Source organism: Candidatus Symbiopectobacterium sp. NZEC135, assembly GCF_025962695.1.
On sequence record NZ_JAGFPF010000846.1, the window covers coordinates 1 to 893 of the forward strand.

At 52.2% G+C, this 893-nt stretch carries 1 protein-coding gene; it reads left to right on the forward strand.

Translation table 11 applies throughout. The annotated features are described in order from the left end of the window. The first annotated feature begins 33 nt into the window (after positions 1-33). Positions 34-714, forward strand: coding sequence for a dethiobiotin synthase (bioD, locus tag J5224_RS30905; protein ID WP_264628838.1), 681 nt, complete (start codon positions 34-36; stop codon positions 712-714). Positions 715-893 lie beyond the last annotated feature (179 nt).

Below are 893 nucleotides of genomic sequence, written 5' to 3' on the forward strand. Positions count from 1 at the left end.
TCAGTTATCATCTGGTTTATGGAATTATTTATCGTGACTAAACGTTGGTTTATTACCGGAACAGACACTGAAGTGGGCAAAACCATCGCCAGCGGCGCATTGCTACAGGCAGCAGCGCGGGCGGGGTATCGCTGCGCGGGCTATAAGCCAGTCGCCTCCGGGGCAGAGATGACACCGCAGGGCATACGCAATGAAGATGCTTGTCATCTGCAAGCGTGTAGCAGCGTGTCGCTTACTTACGATGAGGTCAATCCGCTGGTGTTTATTGAGCCAACCTCACCGCATATCGTGAGCAAGGTTGAGCAGCGACCAATTGATTTCGAGGTGATGTCGCGCGGTCTGGCGGCCTTGACCGAAAAGGCCGATTGGGTGCTGGTGGAAGGGGCCGGTGGCTGGTTCACGCCACTGACCGCACAGCGGACGTTTGCCGATTGGGTACAACATGAGCAACTGCCGGTGATTCTGGTGGTGGGTATCAAACTGGGGTGCATCAACCACGCCCTACTGACGGCTCAGGCCGTTACACAGGCTGGATTGACGCTGGCGGGCTGGATTGCTAACGACATTCAACCACCCGGACGCTGGCATCAAGCCTACCTGGAGACGCTGCAACATCATCTTTCTGCGCCGTTGCTCGGTGAAATTCCCTACGTTACTGCGCCCTCTACGCAGGATTTGGGGGCGTATCTGGATATTGCACTGCTGCGAGTTTGATACGTTATTGTCTGAAACAAAAAATAAGGCATTAACCTTCTTACTGATAGGTAAACGCCTGACAATAATGTGCCCTTATTCGTTAAGTGTTTCTTATCAGATAAGGGAGTTGTGATGACAAGTATTAGTACATTTTACAATATGGCTCCTTGCGCAGCTGGTGTGGACAATCAGAAAGC